The 21,233-nt window shown below is 67.5% G+C and carries 24 protein-coding genes; 8 read left to right on the plus strand and 16 right to left on the minus strand.

Going from position 1 to position 21,233, the window contains the following annotated elements:
* Positions 1 to 105: 105 nt before the first annotated feature.
* The 4 genes from IU448_RS01935 to IU448_RS01950 are packed head-to-tail and all read right to left on the minus strand — an operon-like array spanning position 106 to position 2,543.
* On the minus strand, positions 106 to 489 hold the full coding sequence (locus IU448_RS01935; protein ID WP_280457377.1) for a cold shock domain-containing protein: 384 nt from the start codon (positions 487 to 489) through the stop codon (positions 106 to 108).
* Positions 490 to 514: 25 nt separating this feature from the next.
* Positions 515 to 1,621 carry an SPFH domain-containing protein gene (locus IU448_RS01940; protein WP_195053764.1) on the minus strand — a complete coding sequence of 369 codons (1,107 nt, stop codon included), beginning with the start codon at positions 1,619 to 1,621 and terminating at the stop codon, positions 515 to 517.
* A 21-nt stretch (positions 1,622 to 1,642) separates the two neighbouring features.
* Positions 1,643 to 1,873 carry a hypothetical protein gene (locus IU448_RS01945; protein ID WP_228811989.1) on the minus strand — a complete coding sequence of 77 codons (231 nt, stop codon included), beginning with the start codon at positions 1,871 to 1,873 and terminating at the stop codon, positions 1,643 to 1,645.
* 46 nt (positions 1,874 to 1,919) lie between these two features.
* Entirely contained in the window at positions 1,920 to 2,543 is a 624-nt protein-coding gene (locus IU448_RS01950) for a TetR/AcrR family transcriptional regulator (protein ID WP_195053765.1), read from the minus strand.
* A 564-nt stretch (positions 2,544 to 3,107) separates the two neighbouring features.
* Here IU448_RS01950 and IU448_RS01955 point away from each other — a divergent pair.
* On the plus strand, positions 3,108 to 3,797 hold the full coding sequence (locus IU448_RS01955) for a phosphatase PAP2 family protein (RefSeq protein ID WP_195053766.1): 690 nt from the start codon (positions 3,108 to 3,110) through the stop codon (positions 3,795 to 3,797).
* Between the two features lie 8 nt (positions 3,798 to 3,805).
* Here IU448_RS01955 and IU448_RS01960 read toward each other — a convergent pair whose 3' ends face one another.
* From IU448_RS01960 to IU448_RS01975, 4 genes are read right to left on the minus strand one after another with little or no spacing between them, the layout of a single operon-like run.
* Positions 3,806 to 5,119: a pyridoxal-phosphate dependent enzyme gene (locus IU448_RS01960; protein WP_195053767.1), complete on the minus strand. Its 1,314-nt coding sequence runs from the start codon at positions 5,117 to 5,119 to the stop codon at positions 3,806 to 3,808.
* On the minus strand, positions 5,116 to 6,612 hold the full coding sequence (locus IU448_RS01965) for a decarboxylase (RefSeq protein ID WP_280457375.1): 1,497 nt from the start codon (positions 6,610 to 6,612) through the stop codon (positions 5,116 to 5,118). Before IU448_RS01965 ends, IU448_RS01960 begins: the two co-directional genes overlap by 4 nt.
* Positions 6,609 to 7,895: a heavy-metal-associated domain-containing protein gene (locus tag IU448_RS01970; RefSeq protein ID WP_195053768.1), complete on the minus strand. Its 1,287-nt coding sequence runs from the start codon at positions 7,893 to 7,895 to the stop codon at positions 6,609 to 6,611. The genes IU448_RS01965 and IU448_RS01970 overlap by 4 nt, the downstream gene beginning before the upstream one ends.
* On the minus strand, positions 7,892 to 9,172 hold the full coding sequence (locus tag IU448_RS01975) for an aminotransferase class V-fold PLP-dependent enzyme (RefSeq protein WP_195053769.1): 1,281 nt from the start codon (positions 9,170 to 9,172) through the stop codon (positions 7,892 to 7,894). Before IU448_RS01975 ends, IU448_RS01970 begins: the two co-directional genes overlap by 4 nt.
* 158 nt (positions 9,173 to 9,330) lie before the next feature.
* Between IU448_RS01975 and IU448_RS01980 the strand changes: the two genes are divergently transcribed.
* Complete coding sequence (locus tag IU448_RS01980; protein ID WP_195053770.1) at positions 9,331 to 9,750, plus strand: pyridoxamine 5'-phosphate oxidase family protein; 420 nt, start codon at positions 9,331 to 9,333, stop codon at positions 9,748 to 9,750.
* A gap of 6 nt (positions 9,751 to 9,756) precedes the next feature.
* Here the strand turns inward: IU448_RS01980 and IU448_RS01985 are convergent, their stop codons facing one another.
* The 3 genes from IU448_RS01985 to IU448_RS01995 all read right to left on the minus strand — a co-directional run bounded on the left by IU448_RS01985 (position 9,757) and on the right by IU448_RS01995 (position 11,588).
* Positions 9,757 to 10,191 (minus strand): CBS domain-containing protein, encoded by a 435-nt coding sequence (locus IU448_RS01985; RefSeq protein WP_195053771.1) that lies wholly within the window; start codon positions 10,189 to 10,191, stop codon positions 9,757 to 9,759.
* Between the two features lie 124 nt (positions 10,192 to 10,315).
* Positions 10,316 to 10,567: a hypothetical protein gene (locus IU448_RS01990; protein WP_195053772.1), complete on the minus strand. Its 252-nt coding sequence runs from the start codon at positions 10,565 to 10,567 to the stop codon at positions 10,316 to 10,318.
* 226 nt (positions 10,568 to 10,793) lie between these two features.
* On the minus strand, positions 10,794 to 11,588 hold the full coding sequence (locus tag IU448_RS01995; protein WP_195053773.1) for an SAM-dependent methyltransferase: 795 nt from the start codon (positions 11,586 to 11,588) through the stop codon (positions 10,794 to 10,796).
* Positions 11,589 to 11,934: 346 nt separating this feature from the next.
* Here IU448_RS01995 and IU448_RS02000 point away from each other — a divergent pair, with 346 nt between their 5' ends.
* Entirely contained in the window at positions 11,935 to 12,153 is a 219-nt protein-coding gene (locus IU448_RS02000) for a DUF397 domain-containing protein (protein ID WP_195053774.1), read from the plus strand.
* Positions 12,154 to 12,236: 83 nt separating this feature from the next.
* Positions 12,237 to 13,124, plus strand: a complete 888-nt coding sequence (locus IU448_RS02005; RefSeq protein ID WP_195053775.1) for a helix-turn-helix domain-containing protein — start codon at positions 12,237 to 12,239, stop codon at positions 13,122 to 13,124.
* An 83-nt stretch (positions 13,125 to 13,207) separates the two neighbouring features.
* Here the strand turns inward: IU448_RS02005 and IU448_RS02010 are convergent, their stop codons facing one another.
* The 4 genes from IU448_RS02010 to IU448_RS02025 form a co-directional block, all read right to left on the minus strand.
* Positions 13,208 to 13,435, minus strand: coding sequence for a hypothetical protein (locus tag IU448_RS02010; protein ID WP_195053776.1), 228 nt, complete (start codon positions 13,433 to 13,435; stop codon positions 13,208 to 13,210).
* 261 nt (positions 13,436 to 13,696) lie between these two features.
* The gene (locus IU448_RS02015) at positions 13,697 to 14,356 is read right to left on the minus strand and encodes an SDR family oxidoreductase (RefSeq protein ID WP_195053777.1); all 660 of its coding nucleotides are present in this window, start codon (positions 14,354 to 14,356) and stop codon (positions 13,697 to 13,699) included.
* A gap of 19 nt (positions 14,357 to 14,375) precedes the next feature.
* Entirely contained in the window at positions 14,376 to 14,894 is a 519-nt protein-coding gene (locus tag IU448_RS02020; protein WP_195053778.1) for a DUF2599 domain-containing protein, read from the minus strand.
* A gap of 140 nt (positions 14,895 to 15,034) precedes the next feature.
* Positions 15,035 to 15,280 carry a hypothetical protein gene (locus IU448_RS02025; RefSeq protein ID WP_195053779.1) on the minus strand — a complete coding sequence of 82 codons (246 nt, stop codon included), beginning with the start codon at positions 15,278 to 15,280 and terminating at the stop codon, positions 15,035 to 15,037.
* 433 nt (positions 15,281 to 15,713) lie between these two features.
* Here IU448_RS02025 and IU448_RS02030 point away from each other — a divergent pair, with 433 nt between their 5' ends.
* From IU448_RS02030 to IU448_RS02040, 3 genes are all read left to right on the plus strand, one after another.
* Positions 15,714 to 16,586: a helix-turn-helix domain-containing protein gene (locus IU448_RS02030; protein ID WP_195054974.1), complete on the plus strand. Its 873-nt coding sequence runs from the start codon at positions 15,714 to 15,716 to the stop codon at positions 16,584 to 16,586.
* Between the two features lie 157 nt (positions 16,587 to 16,743).
* Positions 16,744 to 17,751 (plus strand): transcriptional regulator, encoded by a 1,008-nt coding sequence (locus IU448_RS02035; RefSeq protein ID WP_195053780.1) that lies wholly within the window; start codon positions 16,744 to 16,746, stop codon positions 17,749 to 17,751.
* A gap of 39 nt (positions 17,752 to 17,790) precedes the next feature.
* Positions 17,791 to 18,816: an alpha/beta hydrolase gene (locus IU448_RS02040; RefSeq protein WP_195053781.1), complete on the plus strand. Its 1,026-nt coding sequence runs from the start codon at positions 17,791 to 17,793 to the stop codon at positions 18,814 to 18,816.
* An 86-nt stretch (positions 18,817 to 18,902) separates the two neighbouring features.
* On the opposite strand, the gene IU448_RS02045 is transcribed toward IU448_RS02040, so the two are convergent.
* Positions 18,903 to 19,517, minus strand: a complete 615-nt coding sequence (locus IU448_RS02045) for a YdcF family protein (protein ID WP_195053782.1) — start codon at positions 19,515 to 19,517, stop codon at positions 18,903 to 18,905.
* Positions 19,518 to 19,885: 368 nt separating this feature from the next.
* Here IU448_RS02045 and IU448_RS02050 point away from each other — a divergent pair, with 368 nt between their 5' ends.
* Complete coding sequence (locus IU448_RS02050; protein WP_195053783.1) at positions 19,886 to 21,085, plus strand: esterase/lipase family protein; 1,200 nt, start codon at positions 19,886 to 19,888, stop codon at positions 21,083 to 21,085.
* The last annotated feature ends 148 nt before the right edge of the window (positions 21,086 to 21,233 follow it).

Here is a 21,233-nt window from a genome sequence, read left to right on the forward strand (position 1 = left end):
GCGGTCCTCCTCGGGGCGGTCTCACCCGTATCGACGTCGCGGCCGACGCCGATTCATCGCTCCCGAGCATAGGAGTTCGCGCCGACAAGTCGGCGGATCCGCGCGTCAGTCCGTGATCCAGCCCTGAACGCCGGCGAAATCGGTGAGCCGTTCGCGGATCACCAGGATCTCCCCGGCGGTGAGTGCCGGGGAGGCGTCCAGCAGTAGTTCGGTGACGAGCCGCGTGTATTCGGCGGCGGTGAGCCGGGAACCGCCGCCGGCCGGTTCGGGGCGGGGTCCGGGCGTCCGCGGTGATCGGAGGTTGATCGCCTTCGGCCCGCGGTCGCCCTCGGTGACCTCGAATTCGAAGATCCGTCCCTGTCGTAGTTCGTCCTCACCGAGGCCGATATCGTTGACGTGGACGAATACATCAGGTCCACCGTCTTCGGGCCGGATGAAACCGAATCCCCGCGTTCCGTCGAACGACACCAATTTCCCGCTGGCCACCACACCGCTCCTCGCCGCAGTTACGCGGTCACTCTATATCCCGTTTTTCCTCGTCGCCGGTAATAAGCGCCTTTTGCAGGGAGTTGAACACGGTGAGCCCCTGTCCGACCATGCCGTTGAGCAGTTCGCCGACTCCGTCGGGCCCGTTGAGCACGGTCAGATTCGCGTTCGACAGCCCCCGCGCGGCCTGTTCCACGATCAGCGGCAGCTGCTCGATCAGCATCTGATCGAGCGCGATCCGGTTGTTCGATGCCGCGGCCTCGGCCTGGATCCGGGTGCGGTTCGCTTCGGCCTCGGCCAGGATCCGGACCCGGTCGGCCTCGGCCTGCGCGGGTTTGACCACTTCGGCCTGCAACTGCTGTTCGCGCAGATCGGCTTCCTTACGGGCCTGTGCGGCCTGCGCGCTGAGCACCTCCTGCTGGGCCAGCGCCGCGGCCAGCGGTCCGGCCGCGGCGGCTTCCGCTTCGGCCTTGTCGATATCGCGTTGGTAGCTCGCTTTGAGGATCGAGGTCTCGCGCGAGTACTCGGCCTGTTTGCGCAGCGATTCCTGTTCGGCCTCCGCCGCCCGCTGGGCCGCCTGCGATTTGGCGATCTGCGCGTCGCGGTGCACGGCAGCATTGTGCGGTGCGGCCAGCGCGGAGATATAGCCGAGGTCGCCGTCGTCGATGGACTGGATCTGGAACGAATCGACCCACAGGCCGATATTGCTCATCTCGACCTTGGAGGCCACCAGCACCTCGTCGGCCAGGCGCTGCCGTTCGCGGATGATTTCCTCGACTGTCATCGAGCCGACGATCGACCGCAGATGGCCGGAGAAGATACGTCCGGTGAGCACCGACATCTCCTGCTCCTGTTCGGAGAGGAAACGCTGCGCGGCATTCACGATCGAGGCGGTGTCGTTGGCGACCTTGAAGGCGATAACCGCCCGCACCTGCAGTTGAATGGCCTGTTTGGTGACGCAGCGTTCGGAGATCTCGGCCTCGAACATGGCCAGCGACAGATACCGGACCTTGCGGAAGAACGGCATCACCCAGGCGCCGCGGCCGATGACCACCCGAAACGGTGCGGCGTCACTGCTCTTGGCGCCGCTGACCAGCATCGCCTCGTCGGGATCGGGGACGTGATAACCCAGCACGGAACAACTCCTCGCGTATGTCTACTCGGATGCCGGGTCCGGGACGAGGGGTATCCAGGGCACCACCTCGGCGATACGGCCGGAATCGACCGCGACGACCAGCACGGTGCTCCCGGCCGCAATGGCTTCGCTCGCCCGCGCGATGTAGCCTTCGGTTCCCCCTCGGACGGCGACCAGGACCTCACCCAGCGTCCCGGGGCCGCGGATCGGCGAGATCAGCTTACCTGTCGACCCGATGACTTCGTCCCGCAATTCGTCCGAACCTCCAAGCCTGGCGGCGGTTTCCGCCTTCGTGAGGTTACTGGTAGAGCGTCCGGTAGGCGCCCAGCATCGCGACCAGATGGTCGACGATCTCCGCGCGCGTCGCCCGCAGCGACCCGTTCAACCAGGCCGAGAACATTCCGGCGTTCCCGCTGGCCATGGTGACCGCCGCGAGGCGGCGCCGCACCGGATCGTCGATCCGGGCGAAGAGGTGGTCCTGGATGAGCCGGGTGAAGGCGGGCATCACCGAGATGGTGGTCTGGCCCAGGCCGGTGCTGGAATAGGGCTCGACCAGGAAAAGCCGGGATTTCCGGGGGTCGGCGAGCACCTTGTCCACCAGTGCCTCCGACAGCGCCCGGTCGCGGGAGGAATCATCGGCGACGGCGAACGCCGTCATCGGTTCCAGGAAGTCCTCGGCCGTCTGCCGGTACAGCACATCGAGCAGTTCGTCGCGGCTGGCGAAACTTTCGTAGAAATACCGGTCGGTGAGGTTGGCCCGGCGGCACACCGCCCGCATGGTGACCCCGGCCGCGCCGGCCTCACCGATCAGATCGAGCGCCGCTTCGAGTAGCGCGCTACGCCGTGCCCGCCTGCGCTCCGAAAGCGTGGTGCCGCCCCAGATCCGGGGCCCGCTGTCGTCCGATCGCTGGTCTTCATGCACCCGTCCAGACTAATCTGCGGCCACCCGCCGCCGGGCCGGGTGGGTACCGGCCCTGCCGATGGATAGGAAACAGGACAGCCGGTGAACGGTCTCGTCGGATGCGGTATCACCGGACGCTTGGGTCCGGCGGCCACAGGCCGGCCGCCCACGCGTCCATGCCGTTCCTGAGCGCGCGGGCCGGCCGGCAGGGGATTGCTCGCCGCGGCTCAACAGGGCGGCGGGTTCTCCGATTCGGTCCTGCTGATGAACTCCGGTCGTCCCGCGCCTGCCGGGGCGAGCCGATCGTCGCTGTTCCTGCGAAAGTCGAGTCGCCGGTCGAGCAGGCGGTCTGAGATTGCGGCCCGCGGTTCGTGACAATCCGGCCGGACCTATGACCGCCCGAGCGGGTATCGGCCGCCGGTCGCAGACGCGTCGTTCCCGGAATGCGGTGGTGACCGCGGGGCTCGTATGCACGAAAATGCCGCGGTGAATCCGGGCCGAGGCTCGATCCGGCGGATCCGGGCAGCCGATCACAGCGCGGCCTGTCCGGTTTGCGGCAAATGTCCAGCGGCTATCGTGAAACGCATGGTCTTGTTCGCTGTGCTGCTGCTCGCCGCATTCGCCACGCTGACCGGATCGGTGCTCTCGGGGGCCGCGGCCGGAGCCGACACGGCGATCCACGAGTGGTTCCTGGAGATACGGGACGAAAACCTGACCACCGGCGCGGTAGCGGTTACGCACGCGGGCGGGTCCGCGGTCATGTGGGTGCTGGCGCTGACAGCGTGCGGCTGGCTGCTGTGGCGCGGCCGGCGCGCCGACGCGGCACTCGTAGCCGGTGTGGGCGCGGCCGCAGCGGTCCTGGTGCCGGTGTCCAAGGGGCTGATCGGCAGGGCACGCCCGCCCCTCGAGCACCGGCTGGTCGCGGTGGACAGTGCGGCCTTCCCGTCCGGGCACAGTACGGGCGCCGTGGCGGTAACCGGTGTGCTCGCGGTGCTGTGCTACCTGCGGTTGCGGCATCGGCTCGCGGCGCGGTGCACGGTGACGCTCGCCGCGGTGTTCGTCGGCCTGGTGGGCCTGTCCCGCGTCTATCTCGGGGTGCACTGGGCGACCGATGTCCTGGCCGGCTGGTCGCTGGGCGCGCTGCTGGTGTTGTGCGGTGTGCTGGTTCACCGGCGGGCAGATCGATCCGCACCCCCGGACGAGCCCGATCTCGCGGTACCCACCGGTTCTGTACCGCGAGCCGAGGTGGCGCCCGCGGCGCGTACCGCGAGCTGAGTCACCGATTACCCGCGTTCCAGTTCCAGGCCGGCTGCCCGCCATCCCGCGATCCCGCCGTCGAGGCTGAACGCGCGATGCCCGGCCTGCTGTGCGGTGGCGGCGAACTGCCGGGAGATATCGCCGGTGGGGCAGGTGAATACCACCGGGTGTGCCCGCGAGAACGGCGTACCGTGCGCGAACAGTTCGGTGAGACGGTCGTCGGGGATATTGATCGCACCGGGTATATGCGCGATGCGGTAGGCCATCGCACCACGCGTATCGACCACCACAGTGTGCTGTGCCCGGATCATGTCGGCGAGCCCGGCCGGATCGAGGCCGGCAGCCGCGGCGATCTCGGCGGGGCCGGGCGTCCGGTGCGCGGTATCGCCGCCGAACAACTCCGGGCGCCGCTGCCGGATATAGGACAGGTACGGTTCCAGCCGATCGCACACGATCAGCACTGCCACCGCCTCCCCGCGGCGGGTAGGCCGCGTGAGGACATCGCGGGCCGCGGCGTAGGCGGCGCCACTGGTGGGTCCGGCGAGGATCCCGTACCCGGTGGCGAGTTCCAAGGTGCCCTCGAGGGCGGGCCCGGATTCGACGGTGACGATTTCGTCGTAGAAATCGGGCTGGAACAGCCCGACCTCCCACATCTCCCGTTCCGACCGGATCCCGGGAATGAAATCGCCGCGGTCGGACACCACGGCCACCGTCCGCAGTTCCGGATGGAATTTGCGCAGATAGCTGCCGGCGCCACGGCTCGAGCCGGTGGTGCCGAGACCGCCGATCAGGTAGTCGACGCGGTCGATACCGGCGGCGGCGAGATCCTCGTGGATCTCCCGGCCGGTGCCGTCGTGATGCGCGGCGATGTTCTTCTCGTTCGTGTACTGCGACAGATGCCTGAATCGATCCGGTTCCGCGGCCATGGCGCGTTCGATGGCGGAATAGACATCGTTGGGGGTGGTGGGGTCCGGACATTCGGACAGTCCGGGCAGTTCGACGATATCGGTGCCCAGTAGGCGCAGCAGATCGCGTACCTCGCCGACCTTGATCCGGTTGGTCATGGCCCGCAGCCCGATACCGTGGACTGCCCCCAGTACGCGCAACGCCTTGGCGGTGTTTCCGCTGGACGCCTCGATCAAGGTCCGGCCCTCGGCGCGTACGGTCTCGAGCTCGTCGCGCAGCATCGCCCAGGCGACCCGGTCCTTCACCGAACCGAACGGGTTGTGCGATTCCAGTTTCGCGTAAAGGTCGACGCCGTCGAGCCCGTGTACGTCCGGATCGAGGCGGAGCAGGGGAGTGTCACCGATCAGTTCGGTGATGTGCTGATAGATCGTCACGGGACCTCGGGAGTCAGTGATTCGCGACCGGGTGGTCGCGGGTGGAAACCGGCGTCCGGAGTGGCCCGGTAGGTTCCGTCGCGGAACTCGATCGCGACCTTGGCCGCCGGTGGGTGCATGGCCGCCGCCGCGGCGGACAGATCGGAGTGGTAGGCGGCCGTATTGGGGAACACGACGAGATCGCCCGGCCGGGGCCGCCAGGGCAGCCATATCTTGTGGGCCGTGATGAGGTCACGTTCCAGGCACAGCCGTCCCGCCAGGTAGACACCAACCGGGTCGCCGGGTGGTGTGGGCGGGTGCCCCGGCAGCAGCAGCGGGTCGACCATGACCTCTTGGTCCGCGGGGGTCACCGAATCCCGACTCAGATCCAGATGAACGAGCACACTGCCGTCGGCGGACTCCTTCACGAATTCCACCCGGGCCAGCGTGATCCCGGCATGATCGGCCAGGGATTTTCCCGGTTCGAGCCAGATCTCCAGCAGATTATCGGCCGCGACCCGGCCGATTCCGCGTCCGCCGTGGCCGTCGAGCGGCGCGGTCAGCAGCTCGGCGAGCATCACGTCGGCCGCGACGGTATTGGCGTATTTGTGGAACACCGGCGTACCGCGTACCGAGGTGCCGTCCACCTGGTATCCGAAGGTATCGCCGCCCCAGCTCATCCGGGGGCCGCGACCGGTGAGCCCGTCGCGCAGGCGGTGTACGTAGTCGTCGAACCGGCACGCGTCGGCCGTGAACACCTGCCGCAGGCCGCCGCCGATATTCAGCACCGAAGGCAGCAGATCCCGGGCGCAGGCCTGTTCGAACAGGGTGAAACAGGTCTTCGCGGCCCCGAGCCGCTCCGCGATATCGCCGGTGTCGAGATGAAAGGCGAGACCGCGGAAGACGAGCCGGTCCCGGCTGTTCGCGAGCACGTCGAGCGCACGGTCCACCGAACCTGCCGGGATACCGAACCGGCTCGGCCGGGAGTCCGGGAAGCCGCTGATCCGCAGCAGCACCGGGACGGGCGAGTCCGGTCCGGCGAGTCCGGCCAGCGTTTCGAGTTCCCACTGGTTGTCGATATTGACCGTGACGCCGCTGCCCACCAGAGACCGCAGGAAAGCCTCGCCTTTCGGGCCGGTGACCTCGATCCGATCCGGTGTGAATCCGGCCTGCCGAGCCGAGTCCAGCTCTCCGGCCGAGGCGACGTCCACGAATGTACCGAGCGTGGCGGCGGTGCGCACCAGCGCAGCCGAACGATTCACCTTGTGCGCGTAGCAGATCCGGTAGCCGACCCGGGCCGCGTCGAGCACCGCGGTCAACCGGGCGAGGTTGCGGGCGAACACTTGCGGGAAAAGCAGGTGCACCGGGGTCCCGAACCGGCCGGCCACTCGGTCGAGCGCGGTCCGGTCGGCCAGGAAATCCCGGACCAGTGGATCCCATCGGGCCGGTAACGCAGGCGGCTCGGCCGCCGTGATCCGGGTGCCGGAAATCGGTGTGGTCTGTCGCACGGTCACCGTCCGGGGACTGCCGGTTCGGTGCCGGACCGCCGGTCCACCGGGTTGTATCCGCCGTCGCGCAGCGCCTCGAACGCCCGGGCCCGGTTGCGCGGGCTGCGGAATTCGGCGATCACCCGTTTACTGTCGAGGTCGATATCGACCACCCGGATATCCATGGTTTCCAGTACGCCGCCGATGGTTCGCACGCAGTGTTTGCAGGTCATATCGGGTACGTAGAAGATCCGATCCTCGGCCGTCACGGGAAGGTCGTCGCCGACGTCGCCGGTCACTCGGGCAGCCACCGGTTCACACCGGGTCACGAGGTCGCCGAACACCTCCACGAGATGCCGGGCGACGAGCGGAAGCAAGGTGTAGTTCCCGCCGCCGCCACGATGGGTGACCGCCGCCGGGCAGACCGGGTTTTCGTCCGCCGGTAACAGCGCATACTGGCGGGAGATGAGGTCCAGATCGTCGTGATAGCGGGCGATGGCCTCGGGTACCGACATTCCCTCTTCCGTGGTGGCCCGGTGCATTACGCGGCGGGCCTCGGCGATGGTGGCGTCCTTCATCGCGCGCAGGGTCGTGATTGTTCGCTGCGGGTAGCGGACCGTGCCGTCGGCGGTGACCTGCAGCTCCACCGGAATCATGCCGCGCCGGTAGGTCGAGGCCTGGAGTTCCCAGAACCAGCGGGTCGCGACCGCGGTGAAAATCCCGGAATCGAGAAGTCCGCACGCGAATTCGGCTGCGGACCCGTAGGGCGTCCCGCCCGCGAGCAGCGCATGCTGGGCCAGTGCCCGCCCGGCGGATTCGACGCCGACCCGGAAGATATCGATCGGCTCGTGGTCGGTGGTGGTCGCCGCCAGTATCTCGCGCGCCGCTGTCCCGAGCGCGGCGATACGGCCGGCCAGCGCGCCTTCGGCGTCGATCTGCTCCCAGAGCACGAGCACCGCCTCCCGGGTCGCGATGGGCACCTGCGGCCCGAACCCGTCCTCCCGATAGAACCCGGTGTTGGGAATTCCGGCACTGTCGGTCCAGGTCATCCGGTGGGTCGCGGAGGTGACCTCGCCGGCCCGGCAGGGTTGCATGAACCGTTCCAGATACAGCCGCTGCGAGAATGTGAGGTGACTGCCCTGTTCGGGCCGCAGTTCGGTGGCGGTGTACTCGAAACGCCGGGTGGGGCGTGAGGCGGTGGGGCCGAAGAGCCCGGGCCGGGCCAGTTCGGACAGGATCTGCGCAGCGGTCCGCCGATCGTAGCGAAATGCCTGGATACTTTCGCGGGACGGGCCGGTCTCGATGGTCATGGAATCTCCTGGGCCAGGGCGCGGACACGGTCGAGGAAACGGTCGATATCGTCGGTGCCGGTGTAGATCTGGGTACTGACCCGTACGGCGTCCCCGGCGGCGCCGCCGGGAACACAGTGCGCGCCGGTGCGGACCAGGAAGCCGTATTCGGCGAGTACGAAACCGAGATCGGCCGCGGAGATACCGTCGAGGGTGAACGAGACGATGCCGTGACCGGTGTCGTGCCCGCCGTAGGCGGGACCGGGCAGGAAATCCACTCCGCCGATCTCCCGGAGTCCGGTCACCAGGCGCTGCGTCAACGCGGTGTTGTGCGCCGCGACAGCGGCCATACCGTACGATTCGAGAACTTCGAGGGCAGTGCCGAGAGCGAGGATGCCCGGAATATTCGGGGTGCCGCCCTCGAGCAGTCCGGGCATCTGCCCGGACTCGAACCCGGCGGCGGTGAGCCGTGCGTCCGTGGTCCCGCCGGGCAGGAACGGGCGTAGTTCCGGGTGGACCCGGCGGTGGCAGTACAGGATGCCGGTACCGGGCGCGGCGAACATCTTATGCGCCGCGAAGACCGCGAAATCGGCGTCCAGAGCGGACATATCGACAGGCAGGTGCCCCCCGCTCTGACTGCAGTCGTAGCAGACCCGCGCCCGTTCGGGTAACAGATCCCGGATATCGTCCAGGACGGTCGTGCTGCCGAAGACATGGTGCAGATGCGTGACAGTGAGCAGCCGGGTACGCGAACCGGTCTTGTCGGCGATGTCACCGATATCGGCGGCCCCGGTCGCGGTCACCCGATACGGGACGAGATGAATCCGCCGCCCGAACCGGGCCAGGGTATCGCGCAGGAGATACCAGGGGTGGACGTTGGCGGCGTGATCGCGAGGGCTGTAAAGGATTTCGTCTCCGTCGCGGAATGCGGTGAGACCCCAGCAGAGGGCGACGGCGTTGAGGGCCGCGGTTGCGCCGCCGGTGAAGACTATCTCGTCGGTGTGGGCCGCGCCGATGAACCGGGCCGTGCGTTCCCGGACCGCGGCGATCCGCTGGGTGAGCGCGGTGGCCCAGGGGTAGGTTCCGCGGGCGGCGTTGGCCGTCGCGGAGGCGTGATACGTCCGCACGGTCTCGATGACCGCGCGCGGTTTCTGCGTTGTGGCCGCACTGTCGAGATACACCTCGGGAGCCCCGGCCAGCGCGGGAAAGGATTCCCGCACCCGCGGTGAGAACAGTGCCTCGGCCGGGCCGCGGCGGGGATGCTCCGGGAGATCCCGGCCGGGCAGCGAGGACCGCATCGTGCTCGCTCCCTCCGCCGATCCGCCGGACTGCACCAACGATACCCATCACCGGGCAGTCACGCCCAGTGGCTTTGCTGCGCAGCAGGTTTGGGTAGACAGCAAAGTACTGTCGCGGCCTCCCCGATTCTGTCGGTGTGGAGCACTAGGGTGCGCGTATGTCTCTGACTCCTGAAGAACGACAGTCGTTGCTGGCCGAACCGCATATCGGCGCGCTGTCGGTATCCGCCGGGCCCGACCGGGGGCCGCTGACGGTCCCGATCTGGTACCAGTACACACCGGGCGGGGACCTGTGGGTGGCCACCGGGCCGGAATCGGCGAAGATGCGCCGGATCCGGGACGCAGGCCGGTTCAGCCTGATGGTGCAGCGGGTGCAGCCGACGGTCCGCTATGTGAGCGTGGAAGGACCGGTCACGGCGGTGGAGCCGCTGCCGGATGCCCGGCATCGGGAAATGGTGTCGCGCTATCTTCCGCCGGACCAGGTGGAGGGCTATCTGGCATTTGCCGCGGCCGAGCTGGGGGAACACGTTATGGTCCGGATGCGGCCCGAGCGTTGGCTGTCTGCGGATCTGGGCTGAGCGGGTTCAGTACCCGCCCTGTAGGTATCCGACGAGTTGTTCCCGTTCGGTCGTGAGTTCGGACAGCGCGCTCTTGACGACATCGCCGATGCTGACGATCCCGGTGAGGCGGCCCTGGTCGACGACCGGGAGGTGGCGCACCCGGTGATCGGTCATGATCCCCCGGAGTCCGTCGACTCGGTCGCCGGGGCTGCAGGTCCGGACCTCGGTGGTCATGATCCGGGTGACGGGGAAATCGAGGAGCGCCGCGCCGTGCCGGTGCAGGCCGCGTACGACATCGCGCTCGGAGACGATCCCGGCGATCCGCTTGCCGTCCGGGGAGACGACGGCGGCGCCGATGTTCTGTTCGGCGAGCAGCGCCAATAACGCTCGGATATCCGTATCGGGCCGGACAGTCGCGACGGCGCTGCCCTTGGTGTTGAGGATTTCGGCGATACGCATGGTCACCATCCACATGAGCGCGGGATTTCTACAATCCCGCGACCGGGGGCGGAATACCAGCACGAATCGGCATCGGACGGACGCCGTCGTCTCGGCTCGGGGAAGAAGCGCCAGGTACGCGGGGTTATTCGTCGTCCAGTCCCGCGGACAGGTAGGCCGCGGCCGCCAGCCATTGCCGGCACTGCGGGCCGTGTACATCGTGGACACGCAGGATGGCACGGGCCTGCCGGTAGGTGAGTACCGGCGGTTCGGCGTTACAGTCCGTGCCGGCTTCGGGCGCCAAGTGGCGCAGCGGGTCCGGATCGGGCCCCAGGGCGTAGGTGCCGGGAACGCTTCCGACCGCGTTGCGGTGGGGACTTCGGAATGGCTGGATCATTCGGTTGCCCCTCACGTGCGATGGTGCGGGGGCGATCTACCCGATCCGGCGAAGCGACCGGAAGTTGCTGCGTATCGCCCCTCTTGGTGGTGCGAGTCTATGTCGCCGTCACTTACAAATGCAAGTACATCTGCAAACAACATTCAAGAAAATTTCCCCGCGATCGCCCGTCGGTCGCCCGCCACCGCTCTACTCGCACTGCGCTTCTCGCCGGCGCCGGACCGGGCTACGGTTTGCGCGCCGCACCTCCGTACGCCGGGATCGACGGGCCGGCGGTAATCGGTTCCCCGGGCTGCCACCGCGCCACCGAGGTGAATCCCGGGGCGACAGGTTCGAGGCCGTCGAACAGCGCGCGGATCTCGGACTGCGGCCGCGGCATATACGGTTCACCGCCGATATCGGCGGACTCGGCGCACAGTCGCACATAGGCGTCATCGTCGTCGGTGCCGTCCCAGAGCACGAGGTAGCTACCGGCAGCGGTCGCTTCGAGTACGGTGTGCACGATCCGGCGCATTTCCGCGGCGCTGCGGGCATGACCGAGGACTCCCATGAACATCACCGCGACCGGCTCGGTGAGGTTCAGGATGTGGCGGGCATCGGCCACGACGATCTCGGGGTGCCGGTAGTCGGTGTCGATATAGGTGGTCACTCCTTCGTCGGTGGTGCCGGCCAGCAGTGCGCGGGCGTGTGCGAGGACGACCGGGTCGTTGTCCACGTACACGATCCTGGATTCCGGTGCCACGCGCTGGGCGACCTCATGGGTGTTCTGCACGGTGGGCAGTCCGGTGCCGATGTCGAGGAACTGGCGAATTCCTTTCTCGGCGGCGAGGTATCGCACGGCGCGGGCGAGGAACCGGCGTGTTTCCGTCGCGAGGGTGCCGATCCCGGGATAGACGGCGCTGCCCGCGTCTCCGGCGATCCGGTCGACTTCGTAATAGTCGTTCCCGCCCATCCAGTAGTTCCAGATCCGGGCGGGGTGCGGGATATCGGTCCGGATGGTGCGCGGGCGTTCGTCGGGCATGGCGGCCTCCTCGGCAATAGAGGCCGGGAGCGTGCCGGAGGGGGCGTCGCGGCCGGCTCTCGGGGCTGGTGGAACCGGTGTCGGATTGCGACAGTACAAGGCTTGCGGGTGGGCTCCCGGCAGGCGCGCGGCCCTGCGGGGTCGCGCGGTGCTGCCTACGGTGGGCCGGTCGGGAACGGATGTCCGCGGGGTGGCGGCGTCCCTCCGGAGGCTCTGGGGGCGCGTCGGCGAACTTCGTGCTATCGTCCTGATGTCGGTGCAGATGCAAGAACACTTGCGAGTGCATCTGTAAGGACCGGCGGTATGCGACGAGGGTGTCAGCAACCATGAGCAAGGAGTAGGTCCTATGTCGGAAGTAACCAATCGGGTGGTCGGAGCTTGGCGTAAGAGCACCTTCAGCAATCCGAGCGGGAACTGTGTCGAGTTCGCCGAGGCGGCCGACAACCTGGTGGCCGTGCGTAATTCGCGATTCCCCGACGGCGGTGTGCTCTTCTATACCCGCCCGGAGATCGAGGCGTTCCTGCAGGGCGCGAAAGCCGGAGAGTTCGACGATCTCGCTGTATGAGAGGTAGCATGGGCCGTCGGCGTGGTGCGCCGCGGATTGCACTGTGGCGCACCGTGGGTTAACCCGAAAGCGGAGACGACTCCATGATCGCAGAGCCCGGGAATCGTGGCGGCAACCAATCCGTCGAGGCGGAGCGTGGTCCCACGGTCCTACGCATTGCGTTGGGCGGCCAGCTACGGAAATTGCGTGAGAGCAAGAAAATCACCCGCGAGGCCGCGGGGGAGGCCATTCGTGGCTCCCATGCGAAGATCAGCCGGCTCGAGCTGGGCCGGTCGAGTTTCAAGGAACGCGATATCCGGGACCTGTTGACGCTCTACGGCATCACCGATACCGAAGAGCGCGAGCGGTTTCTCGATCTCGCGCGTAAAGCCAACGAACCGGGATGGTGGCATCGCTACGGTGATCTGCTGCCGTCCTGGTTCGGGCAGTATCTCGGCCTCGAGCAGGCCGCCAGCAAGATCCGCACCTACGAGTCACATTTGGTTCCGGGGCTTTTGCAGACCCCGGATTATGCGCGTGCGGTGGTGACCCTCGGTTACGAGGACGCCGATACCGACCGTCGGGTGGCTTTCCGGCAGCGTCGGCAGGAGATTCTGCACCGCAACGATCCGCCGGTCGTCTGGGCGGTGATCGACGAGGCGGCCTTGCATCGCCCGGTCGGTGGTCCGGAGGTGCACCGGGCCCAGATGGAACATCTGCTCGATCTGACGCGGTTGCCGAATGTGACCATCCAGATCGTCCCGTTTTCGGCCGGCGAACATCCCGCGGCGGGAAGCTCGTTCACCATTCTGCGATTCGCGGAGCCTGATCTGCCCGATATCGTATATCTGGAACAGTTGACGAGCGCGTTGTACCTGGACCGGCGCGAGGATTTGGCTCTGTACCTCTCGGTGATGGACCGACTGAGTGTGCAGGCCGCGACGCCGGAGAAATCCCGGGCGATCATCGCCGAATACACGAAAGGCCTGTAATACCAGTCGGATAAGGGCGGTTGCGGACGAACTTCCGGGCCGCCCCGGCGCCGAGCCGCCGAGACGGTGATTTCCCGCGTCCGTCAGGCCCGGATAAAGGTGGACGCCACGCGCCAGAAGGTATCCGGCTGCAGCGAACGGAAATCCCAGTCGTCGGACAGCGCGTGGACAGTTGTGACGATCTGGTCGATATCGAAATCGTCACGTGTCGCTGCGCCAGTGGACTCTATTGCGTCGATTACGAACTCTACGGCGGTCTCGCGCGACGAACCGGCGCGGGGACCACCGGCGCGGACGCCGAATGTACTCATATCAATACCGTTCGCCGGCTTGCCTATCGGGGCAGGATCCATTCGGGTTGTACTACTACCGAATCGGTTCGGACCCGCTGGACTGTCCCGCAGCTGTGGCAGTAAACCACTGGCGAATGTTGTCGTCGGCTCACTCACGCGGCCTCCCCATGTTATCCCCTGTATAGCGGTGTGGGACGAGTCTAGGTCGGCAGTGCTTTCAAATGCAAGTACATCTGCACGATCGATTCATTGTGTCGGAACGGTTTTCGGTTGATCTTGTCAGTCCGCCAGGGCGGCGACGGCCGCCTCGATCGGGGTATCGCCGGAGACGAGTTCCAGCGTACGACCGGCCGTATGTCCCGTATCGAGTAGTGCGGCCACCACATCGGCGACATCGGCACGCGGGATATCGCCCCGGCCGATTCGCGGTGGCGCAAGCGTGACCGAACCCGTGCCGGGCGCGTCGGTGAGGCGGCCCGGGCGCAGAATGGTCCAATCCAGGTCGCGGCGGCGCAGATCCTCCTCGGCCTGTGTTTTGGCCTCGAGATATGCGGCCCACACTTCGTCGGTGCCCGGCGCAGGCGCCAGACCGGTACCCATGGCCGATATCTGCACGAAGCGCCGGGTGCCCACTCGTTCGGCGGCGTCGGCGAGCAGCACCGAGCCGTCCCGGTCCACGGTGTACTTGCGGGCCGCGCCGCTGCCCGGCCCGGCGCCCGCGGCGAATACTGTCGCATCCGCTCCCTGCAGGGTCGCGGCGATATCGGTCACCACCGCCTGTTCCAGGTCCAGGACCACCGGTTCGGCGCCGGTGGCGTAGACCTCGGAGGCGTGCGCCGGATTTCGGATCAACGCGATAACGCTGTGTCCGCGGCGGGTGAGCCGTTCGGCGAGCAGTAGGGCGATCTTGCCGTGTCCACCGGCGATGACAATGCGCATACCGGACTCCTCTCGTATCTCAGCGTTCGGGACCGCCGGGGTTACAGGCGGCGCCGACGGTCGCGTCGTAACCGACCGGTGGCCGCCAGGGCTCCAGATTCCAGGTGGGCTTGTCCGGCGCGATGAGCCGCGCCCACTCCCAGTGGCAGCGGAACTGATCCCACATTCCGGGGGTGTCCGCGGCGGGGTCGAGCGTATTGATCTCGCGCCAGGCGCGGTCCGCGGCGCCGGGGAAGGTGGTGTCGCGGCCGGCGCGGGTGGGATGGACCACGAGACGTGGACCGTCGACGGTCGATGTCCACGCCAGCCGGTCGATCAACGGCATTCCCGCGTAAGGATCGACCACCGGGGTGGAACTGCGCGCGACGTCGGTCGCCGGCGTTGCGGTCGGACGGGGGATCTCCGGAACCACTGTCGTGGATCCGGCCGCCGTGGCCGCTGCCGGCTCCCGCGGATCCGGAGGACCGCAGCCGGCCAGCAGTGCCGTACACAGAAGAGCGAACGAACCGGCCACACGGGATGTGGGATCGGCCGGCATAGACGCTCCTGTGGTCGGTTCCGGCGGTTCGTCGTGCCGGTGCTTCCGAGCTTAGAGGGCGCAGCCGCGTTTGTGGGGTTGTGCCGCCGGGTGCGCTGTCACGCGTTTCCGGGGCGGCCGTGCGAACGGCCCGGGATGATTCAGCGCCACAGGCTGTGGCACGGCAACCGGCGTAGTCCCGGCCTGATCTTGCTGTCCACCGTGACCGTGAGTCCCGCGTGGACGGCGGCGGAGGTGAACTCCCATGCCTCGGTGCTGGTTGCCGCGTATTCCAGGACGAGGGCATTATCGGGTGCCGGGCCGTCGAAGTAGACCGTCACCCGGCGTGTGAGGTTGTCGCGACCGCTGGTGTCGCGTTCGGCCGTGGCCGGTGCTGGAGCGTCCACGATTCGCGCCTCCTTCCGGGCAGCGTCACCGTCGACGCCGTTGTGTGTAACTTTAAGTCCCGACCATGGGTGAGAACATGTTCCGGAATCGGGTCTGGGCGATTCACAGCATGTACCGGCTCCTCTCGGGTGGGGTCACGAAGCGCCGTGACCCGGTCGGGAACCATACGACAGCCGGGTGACGGCGGTGCTCCGGCTACCGTGCGCTATGAGCTGTCTCGCAGGGACGCCGCCGGGACGCCGGTGCTGAACTGCCCGGACACGCGAATGTCGTTCACTGCACGGCGGTTTCGTTTGGTCTCCCGTGCCGCTCCCATGCGAAACTCGAATAATGGGTGCTTCTGGGATGCGATCGGCGTTGGAGACGGCTGCCTCGACCGGATCGGGGACTGCGGCGCGTGCCGCGGTGGAGGGTGGGCCCACGGTGCTGCGCATGGTCCTCGGCGGACGTCTGCGGCGTTTGCGGGAGGCCCGGGGGTTGTCCCGGGAGCAGGCCGGAGACCATATCCGGGGGTCGGACTCCAAGATCAGCCGACTGGAGCTGGGGCGGACCAGTATCCGGGAGCGTGATCTGGTGGATTTGCTCCAGCTCTACGGGGTGACCGATGACGAGGAGCTGGCGGCGTTCCGGGAGTTGGCCCGCCAGGCCAATACCTCCGGCTGGTGGCACCGCGACAACGACTGGCTTCCGAAATGGTTCGATATGTATCTGGGCCTGGAACAGGCGGCGCAGGTGATCCGGTGTTACGAACCACGTGCCGTGCCCGAACTGTTGCAGACGCCGGATTATGCACGGGCCCTGCTCACTCTCGCGCATCCGGGGGAGACGACCGAAGCCGTCGAACGGCGGGTGGCGCTGCGGATGCGCCGGCAGCATATCCTGACCCGTCCGCATCCGCCGCACCTCTGGCTGATCGTCGAGGAGGCGGCGCTCACCCGCCGGATCGGTGGTTCCCGGATCTGGTCGGCTCAGCTGGACCGATTGCAGGCCGCCGCAAAACAACCGCATGTCACCGTGCAGGTATTGGCCGATCACGTCGGCGGTCCCGCCATGACCGACGGTGCATTCACCTATCTGCGGTTCGCGGAGGCCGATCTGCCCGATATCGTGTATCTGCAGCAGCTCACCGGGGCGTTGTACCTCGACAAACAAGCGGATCTGGACGCCTACCGGTCGGTCGCCAACCAGTTGTCGGTGCATGCCGCACCTCCCGAGCACACGCCGGGACTGTTGGCCGCGCTGCGGCGGCGGCAGCCGCGGATCCTGGACCAGCCGCTGCGCCGGGAACTCGGCCCCGGTCACTGAATCCGGCAGATCGGCGTACGGCCCCGCGGCGAGTAATTCGCCATGTCGTTATCGGTTTGTGACCGAACCCAATTCGCGGTCGATCCCCTGATGAAGTATCCGGACAGACGACGGATGGGCCGCTGACGCCCGGGTTCGTGGTTACTGTCCGGTAGTTATGGTGGGCAGTAGGGCAGCCGGCTCCGGAAGCGCAGACCTGGAGGCCGAACTCGTAGCGCATTTCCGGTGTCCAGGGCCGGAAATCGACGCGGCCGATATGGTCACCACCGTCCGGCACTGCCTGGCCGCGGCCGCACAGGATCTCGGCGCCCGGCCCGCCGCCGCGGCGACGATCACCGCCGCGGCCGCCCGCTGGGCCCGCGAAGGGGTGGCGCTGGAATCGGTACTCACGGCCTGCCACGACAGTGCGCGCAGCGGCTTCGAATTCCTCGCGGCGCGGATGGCGGAGGCCGCCGTGGGCGGACAGGTTATGGCCGACGCCGCCCGTCTGCTGGTGCGGGTCGTCGAGGTGGTGACCACGGCGGCCGCCACCGCCTACCTGGACGAGCATCGAATCGTGGCCCGTGAACACCAGACCTCGGCGCAGACGATGGTCGCGGCGCTTCTCGGCGGTCACGGGGTGAGCGCGCTGGCGAGAAGGTCGGGACTACGCGTCGCACCCGCCTATCAAGTGGTGGCCCTGGCGATTCCGCCGAACGCCGAGGAACGGGCCGGCGGCCCCGGCGCGGTGTCGGCGGCCCGGCGCAAGCTTCGCCGGGTACAGGCGGCCTTGGGGCCGCCGTTGGGTTCGCGTTCCCTGTCGCTACTGCACGCCGATGGCGGCACCGTGCTGATTCCCCTGGCGGCAGCACACGATACCGGGGGCGGTCCGGTGGGAGCGGGGGTGATGAGCGCCGAGGTACTGCAGTTGGTCGCCGAGGCCGCGGAGGCCCCGCCGACCGCGATCGTGGCCAGCGGCTCCACCGACCAGATCCCGGAGCTGGCCGGACGTACGCACGAACTATTGGACCGACTGCGCGCCGGTGGCCGGCCACCCGGCCTGTACCGGATCGCGGAGGGCGCAGCCCTGGAGCCGGATTCGGTGGTGGACGCCATGCGGTTGCGCCGGCTGCCGCGCGTCCCGTCCGGTGCGCGCACCCGGCCGGGAAAACCAGGAGCGGCGTGACAGGGGCTTCGAATGACAAGTGGTACCGCGAGGTGTGAGATGAGATTCCGGTCGACGGTTCTGGCCACACTGGCAGTGCTGGGTATGACTGCCACCGCTACTCCGGCGACCGGTGTCCCGCCGGTCGCGCCGCCGGGTCCCGCCGCCACCGAGACCCGGCAGGCGCGTCCGCAATTGTTGCGGGTGGAGGTGTTGAGCGATCGCCGGATCCGGTTGCATATCCGTTCGGTGGCGATGCGCCGCGAGATCGCCGTCGATACCTTGGTAGGCACCGGTCCGGCGCCGCGGCCCACGCTGTACTTGCTGGACGGAGTGGACGGCGGCCCCACCTCGGGCTGGCTGACCGACGGCGGCGCCGCGGAATTCTTCGCCGATAAACCGGTCGATGTCGTGCTCACCACCGGCGGAACCGCGAGCCTGTACGCGGACTGGATCCGGGTGGATGCCGCCCTGGGGCTCAATCGGTGGGAAACGTTCCTCACCGAAGAATTGCCGCCGATCGTCGAGAAGTACCTGGGATCCAACGGTGTTCGCGCCATCGCCGGTGTATCCATGGGGGCGCAGGCGGCGATGATGCTGACCCAGCGGCATCCGGGTTTCTATCGGGGGGTCGCCGGAATGAGCGGGTGTTACTCCACCGCCGACGAGCTCGGTCGTGCGGTCACGGTGATGACGGTGGCCTCACGCGGCGGTAACCCGGAAAATCTGTTCGGGCCGCCGACCTCACCGGAATGGCGGGCCCATGACAGTCTGCTCGGCGCGGAGAGGTTGCGCGGTACCGGGATCTATCTGTCGGTGGCCAACGGAACGCCGAGCGGTGCCGCATTGATGTCGATCGGGGACAGCCCGGAGATTCTGGCCGTACTCATGGGCGGCGGCTCATTGCTGGAACAGGGCGCGCGCCTGTGCACCGAACGCCTGGCCACCCGGCTCGCCGAACTCGATATTCCGGCGGTGGTCGATTTCTTGCCCGAAGGTATGCATTCGTGGCCGGATTTCGAGGTCCAATTGCATCGGAGCTGGCCCACTCTCGCTCGCGCAATGGAGCTCACCGGGCACCCTTGACGACCGCGCAGATATTCCGGTCCGGTACCCAGTCGGAATTCGGATTGACGAAGGAATACATACCGCAGCGCGTCCCGTTCGCTTTCTCACTGCCACCAGGTTGCAATGAATTTCGGAATCTGGCGGGGCGTGAGCGTCGCGGCGACCGGTACACCGGCGGCGGTGAAACTGGCCGCCGCGCGGTCGATATGGTTTTCCGAGGTCACGACCACCGCATCGTATGCCCCGAGCGCGTGGATGAGTTGCGCGCTGCGCTGCGCGTTCTGCACGGTGGTGGCGGCAGCGGGTTCCTGATGGACGCGCTGCGCCGGTAGCCCGTGGCGGATGAGCCAGGCGGCCATGGCGGCGGCCTCGGTGACCCCGTTGCGCGGGTTCCCGCCCGTGACGATCACCGGGGACAGCGGCGCGAGAAGGGCTTGAACGTACCCGGCGCGCAACCGTTCCACCAGTTCGCGACGCATGGTGCCGCCGGGAAGCAAACCGTAGCCGAGGATCACGATCGCGGTCCCGGGGCCGTGCGCGCGCATCAGCGGGCCGTTCGGCAACTCCCCGATTCCGGTCGGTAGCCCGTCCGGGACGATGGGGGTGGCGCCGGCCGATCCGCACAGACCCGCGGTGATCGCGGCAGCGGTGAGGGCGGTGGTCAGAACCGTCCGGAACCCGGGAGCGCGGCGGCGGCGGTGGCTGCGGATATCGGGCATCGCGAACTCCGAAATGACGGGGCCGGAATCGGCCGTGTATCGAAAAGCGGTGATCACATTTTCGGGTACCTGGCCGTGATCGATTCGTGATCGTCTGTGTTATTGGACAATCCACGAAAAAACGTGCTTTTGTCAGGGTTCGCAACGGCACCCTGCCCGCGTGGCCCCCGCGATTCCGGGGAATTCCCGATCGTTTCGTCTGTGACGGGCACCAAACCGGATCGAACGCTTTGGTGAGCTGCCCAATTCCACCACCCGAATCATTGGACAACCGGTCGGCCGCCCGTACTGTCGGCGCAGCTTCCCTGCCGCGAAAACTCTGCGCGGCAAGGGAATCGGACGACGAAGTTCTGGCAGAAAGGGTCCTGATGAATCGACCTACCTCCGGCCGGCTGCGCGCCGCGGTCTTGTGTGCCGCCACCGCACTATTTTTCGGGTTCACCGGTGCGGGCGCCGGAGCCGGCCCGCCGGTGGCTCCCACCGAACAGGATCTGGCCGAATACATCGCGGCGGGCCGGACCGCCGGGCCGGTCGCCGATTCCGGAAGCGCCAGCGGCTCGGCCTGTAACTCCGGCAGCGGGGCGGGTTCGGGTAACGGTTCCGGGGATTGTTACGGCGGTTCGGGCAGCAGTTCGGGCCTTTCGGGCGGGTACGCCTCCGATACTGTGGGCCACGGCCCGGCGCAGACGGCGTTCCTGTCGGCTTTCGCGCACGGCCTGTTCAACGCCGATGTCGCGCCACCCGGCGCCAATGACTGGAACTGCAAACCCACCGCGGAACACCCGCGCCCGGTACTGCTGATCCACGGCACATGGATGAACGCCTACAACGGTTTCGCTTTCATGGGACAGCCGATCAAGGACGCGGGTTTCTGCACCTTCACCTTCAACTACGGCCGCGCGAATCTCGTCCAGGGCGGCGGGCTCGGCTCCGTGCTACCGGGCACGATGGGTACCGGTTACATCCAGGATTCGGCAAAGCAGCTCGCCGTGTTCGTGGACCGGGTACTCGCGGCCACCGGCGCCGCCGAGGTGGATATCGTCGCGCATTCCCAGGGCGGCTCGATGTCGAACTGGTACACCAAGTTCGAAGGCGGCGCCGACAAGGTCGCCAAACTGATCACCTACGGCGCCACCCACCACGGCACCACCCTGGACGGGATCGGTGCACTGGGCCGGGCCATCAACAACTTCGGTATCGATATTCTCGGCTTCATCGAGATCTTCGTGGGCCACTCCGGGATCCAGCAGACGGTGGGCTCGGATTTCGTCAACCAGCTGAACGCAGCCGGCGATACGGTGCCCGGTGTGGAGTACACCGTCGTCGGCACCCGCTACGACGAGGTGACGACCCCCTTCGACCTGACCTTCCTGAAACCCGGGCCGGACGCGCCCGTCCGCAACATCACCCTGCAGGACGGGTGCGAACAGGACCTGTCGGACCACCTCACGATGATGTATTCGCCGCGCGCGCTGTCCATCGCCCTGCAGGCGCTGGATCCGGTGCAGTTCCCGGCGCTGCAGTGCACCTTCAACCCGTGGCTCATCGGCGGCGGCGGCAAGCTGTGATCCGCCGGTAGACGGTGCGCACCGGCATAACTGCCCGACTCCACAGTTCTGTTCGGTGCGTACCCGGCCGCCGTATCCGGTTCGGACGGGTCCCGGGTGTTCGGGCCCTGCCGCCCGAGCCGGTGCGGCGGCCGCGACCCACCGGTGA

The sequence above is a fragment of the Nocardia flavorosea genome (assembly GCF_015477805.1).
In the GTDB taxonomy this organism is placed as follows: domain Bacteria; phylum Actinomycetota; class Actinomycetes; order Mycobacteriales; family Mycobacteriaceae; genus Nocardia; species Nocardia flavorosea_A.